The sequence below is a fragment of the Microcystis sp. LEGE 00066 genome, from assembly GCF_015207925.1.
GTDB classification, from domain to species: Bacteria; Cyanobacteriota; Cyanobacteriia; order Cyanobacteriales; family Microcystaceae; genus Microcystis; species Microcystis ichthyoblabe_A.
The window spans coordinates 1-3,656 of the sequence record NZ_JADEVX010000291.1; the positions used below are offsets into that span (position 1 = coordinate 1).

The 3,656-nt window shown below is 44.2% G+C and carries 3 protein-coding genes; all 3 read right to left on the reverse strand.

From position 1 onward, the window contains the following. Window positions 1–106 precede the first annotated feature (106 nt). The gene (locus IQ224_RS22555; protein WP_002747890.1) at window positions 107–628 is read right to left on the reverse strand and encodes a photosystem I assembly protein Ycf3; all 522 of its coding nucleotides are present in this window, start codon (window positions 626–628) and stop codon (window positions 107–109) included. 511 nt (window positions 629–1,139) lie between these two features. Further along, a complete protein-coding gene (locus IQ224_RS22560) occupies window positions 1,140–2,342 on the reverse strand; it encodes a hypothetical protein (protein ID WP_194033515.1) in 1,203 nt (400 codons plus the stop codon). A 207-nt stretch (window positions 2,343–2,549) separates the two neighbouring features. Beyond that, complete coding sequence (locus IQ224_RS22565) at window positions 2,550–3,491, reverse strand: glycosyltransferase family 2 protein (RefSeq protein WP_036402613.1); 942 nt, start codon at window positions 3,489–3,491, stop codon at window positions 2,550–2,552. Window positions 3,492–3,656: the final 165 nt, after the last annotated feature.

A 3,656-nucleotide genomic window follows, 5' to 3' on the forward strand; every position in this document is an offset into this window, starting at 1 on the left:
GGTGTAGGGTGTAGGGTGTGGGGTGTAGGGTGTGGGGAGAATAAATAAAAATAATCTCCCGTTTCCCGTTTCCCGTCTCCTAACGACCGACGAGCGACTCCTCAATTTAAAAGAAAACATCAATTTCCGAGCGCCCGGTAATTTTCAGCCAGTTTTGGGCTTCAATGTAGTTATTGGGGGCTAATCGGATGGCTTGTTTCCAGTATTCTGCCGCTTTGTCGTAGAGTGCTTCCGCTTCGGCCTGTTGTCCGTCTTCTCTGGCTTTTTCCCCTTGAAAATGGTAAATAACAGCGATATTATTCAAGGCGGAGGGCATTCTGGGATTAAGTCGGATAGCTTCTTCGTAGTATTCTAAGGCCTTTTCATGCTCGCCGTTACTAGCGTGGATAATGCCGATATTGTAGAGGATATAACTGCGATCATTAGGATCCTCTTCTAATGTTAAAGCTTCATAGTAATTATCGAGGGCTTCGGCGTATTCACCGTCAGCTTGGGCAGACATCCCATCGCGATAATAAACAAAGGCTTCCTTGGCTTTTTTATCGGCGGGGAGCATCTTTAAAATGATATCCGCCATGACGGTAAAGGATTTATCAATAAAATTATCGTTACGTTGAGTGCGCGGCATAGTTAGGACGAGTAGGCGATCAAAATGACTATTTCCTTTATAGCACTCGCGAGAAACCCCAGGGCTGTTTTTCCAATTTTTCTGGCCACAGGTTCCATTGAAGGGATATTGGCTGCCCCAACGGCGAACATTGGTTTTCCAGTCAAAAAATTCCCCTTGGCAAGGGGTAATTATGGCCCTTACTAAGTTTTTATCCCTTGTGTCCCGATTGAGAAAATGTCAAATCTGCTAGGGACGGGCTACAGTTCCTTGAATTTCGTTGCCACCCTTATTGCTCCAACGACCATTGACGTAACTTTACCTAATATCTAGATTTCTCCCTGTTGGTTGCTTTAAGTGAGTAGATTAGTTTCATGGTATTATCCCATAGGCCAACCTATCATCTACTATCTAAAGGTTAAACTCTTTTTCTCAAACCAACACCCACTAAACCCAAGGCTAACAGAGCAAGGTCGGAAGCCAGAAATCGGGTGGGGAAGAAATTCTGTTGCCTTCATAGCGGGCAATCCACCTACTGATGAGATTCTGGCATCGTGGTTTTGGTATTATCTCCATCGGAGAATAAATCATCGCTAAATAGATCATCAAGGGGAAATTCTTCCTCAGAAGGCAGGGATTCTAGATCGCCCACTCCTTCATCATCCCACATACTGAAGAAATCTAGTTCCTCTTGGTAACTCGGAACAGAAGCAACATTTTGGCGGTTAGATTCAACTTTAGGGGTTTCTGCAGCAAAAGGATCGAATAATTCTGGGCTATTGCTGTCAGTAATATCGGCAAATAAGTCATCTAGAGAATTTGGGGCAGCGGCGAATTTTTCTGAGTCGGTGGCTAATAAATCAGGGAAACCCGTGTCACTGCCAACGGTTTCTTGACTGTAGATCTGATCGTAATTACCCGATAATTCTTCTAGGCTACCGATCATTCTAGTTTCTTCCTCTTCGTCAAACATCTCCATCTCAGGAGTGAATTCCGATGCCAAATCTAGATTTTCTTCAGTGATAAAACCATCAAAAGTATTGATTTCACTGACGAATTCTGGTTCAGAAACTGTGGCTTCTAGCAGCGTTTCGGGAGCAAATTCTGGCTCCAATCCTAGGGTTTCTTCGGTGATAAAACCATCAAAAGGATTGATTTCTTCCCCAGGTTGGATTGTTTGGGTGTCGTTTTGTAGTTCTAACAGTTGGCTTTGATAACTCTGTTCTAGTTGTTGAATTTGCCACTGATAGCCCTTTTCTAATTCTAGAATCTGCGCCTGTTGACTTTGACGCAGGGCTTCCATTTCTGCTTGCTTGCCGTCGATAATCTCTCGAATTTGACTTTGATAGCTTTGGCGCAATTCCTCGATTTTAGTCTCGTATTCCTGTTCAAGTTCCTGAATTTGGGTTTTATAGGCAACTTCCATGGCTTGAACTGGATTTGCGCCGGCTACCTCTTGTAAACGTCCTTGGCTGTCTTCTAACTCTTTTTGTAATTTAGCCACTTCTTCTCTATAGGCGGCTTCGATATTTCCCATCCGTTCTTGGGAGAGTTCGAGTCGTTTTAACTCTCCTTTGGTATCTTCTAACTCCGCTTCGGTTTTACCTAAATCCGCCCGAATTTTACCCTGTTTTTGCCGTGCTTCCCTGATTTTTCCCTCTTGCAGGGCATATAAAGCCCCACCCCCGATCGCACCTCCACCGACAAAACCGATTAAAATATCGACGATACTCATTATGGGATTCCTCCTCTAGGAAAATTTACTTGTAATCCGCCGCTCTCTATGCCGATTGCTTTTGATTGTGGCAGCAATTATCAAAAAAAGAAAGAAAATATTAAGTTTTTTCTCGGCAAATATGGTGAGGTACAAAGTCTCTGGTTTTAGGGAGTTGGTTGTCGATGCTCGATCCTGTCACACCGCATCGGTGTTTGGCAAGACATTTCACTGAGGCTGCATTTCCCGATAAGCTTGATAAACGCCGCGCACGTTGTACCAATTGAGAAAAATGCGGGCAATTTCTAGGGCTAATTGGGGTTTACCTCGATCAATTAACCATTGTAACAGCGGGGAGAGGCTGCGTTCATTCAGGGTTCCGCCTAGGGAAAGTAAACCCCACAAAAGTCGGTGAATCCAAGTCATTTGAATCATCATCCGCACTTCCCAAGTGGGATGTTTTTGATAGAAAAGCACTCCCATTCGTCCCCGTTGAATTTCCTTATCGATGAGATTGGGAATTTGAGCGAGATTAAAGGGGGGATGCCAATGATAACCGACCGCTTCAGGACATTTAATTAATTTTAGTCCCAATTGCTTCAATCTCACCCCTAATTCCAAGTCTTCCCAACCGTAGAGTCGAAACTGAGTATCAAATAACCCCGCTGCTAATAACCAGTTTTTTGCGATCGCCACGTTGCCCGTGGCAAAATAGGCAGCGGAGAAATCGGTGATTTTATAGGGTTCACTGCTGGGATGCTCGAAGTTACAGGTATTAATGACGCTGCCGTAGGTAAATAAGCGATCGCTGCCAAGACTGGCTGCTCCAGCAGTTAAAGCGTCGGCGTGGGCTTGCAAAAAATTTTCTGTCACTACCAGATCGCTATCGATAAAAATAATTGTATCACCACGAGCTTTTTCTACCCCCAGATTCCTAGCGATCGCTGGTCCGCCGTGATCCTGTTGCCACAGTTGCAAATGGGGTAAATTAGCCTTTTGAGTTTCTAGCCAAGCGATCGTCCCATCGGTAGAGCCATCATCGACAAGGACTATTTCGTAGTTTTCCACCTTATTATCGGTTAAACGCTGATTTTCTAGGGCGAGTAAACATTTTTTTAAGATTGCTTGGCGATTGTAGGTAGGGATGACAACACTGATCAGCACGGGCATTCGGGGGTCAAGATTACTGTTTTAGCTTACCAAATAACCTCGGTTTCTTGATTAGACCTCCGGCAAAAATCAACAATCTTTATTCAGGAAGCAGGATTCAGGATTCAGGAGACAGGAGACAGGATTCAGGAGATTATTTTTATTTATTCTCCCCACACCCCACAC

Excerpts from the sequence above, each read along its gene's own strand:
- IQ224_RS22555 (WP_002747890.1), bottom strand. The coding sequence starts at position 628 with ATGCCGCGCACTCAACGTAACGATAATTTTATTGATAAATCCTTTACC.
- IQ224_RS22565 (WP_036402613.1), bottom strand. The coding sequence starts at position 3,491 with ATGCCCGTGCTGATCAGTGTTGTCATCCCTACCTACAATCGCCAAGCA.
- IQ224_RS22560 (WP_194033515.1), bottom strand. The coding sequence starts at position 2,342 with ATGAGTATCGTCGATATTTTAATCGGTTTTGTCGGTGGAGGTGCGATC.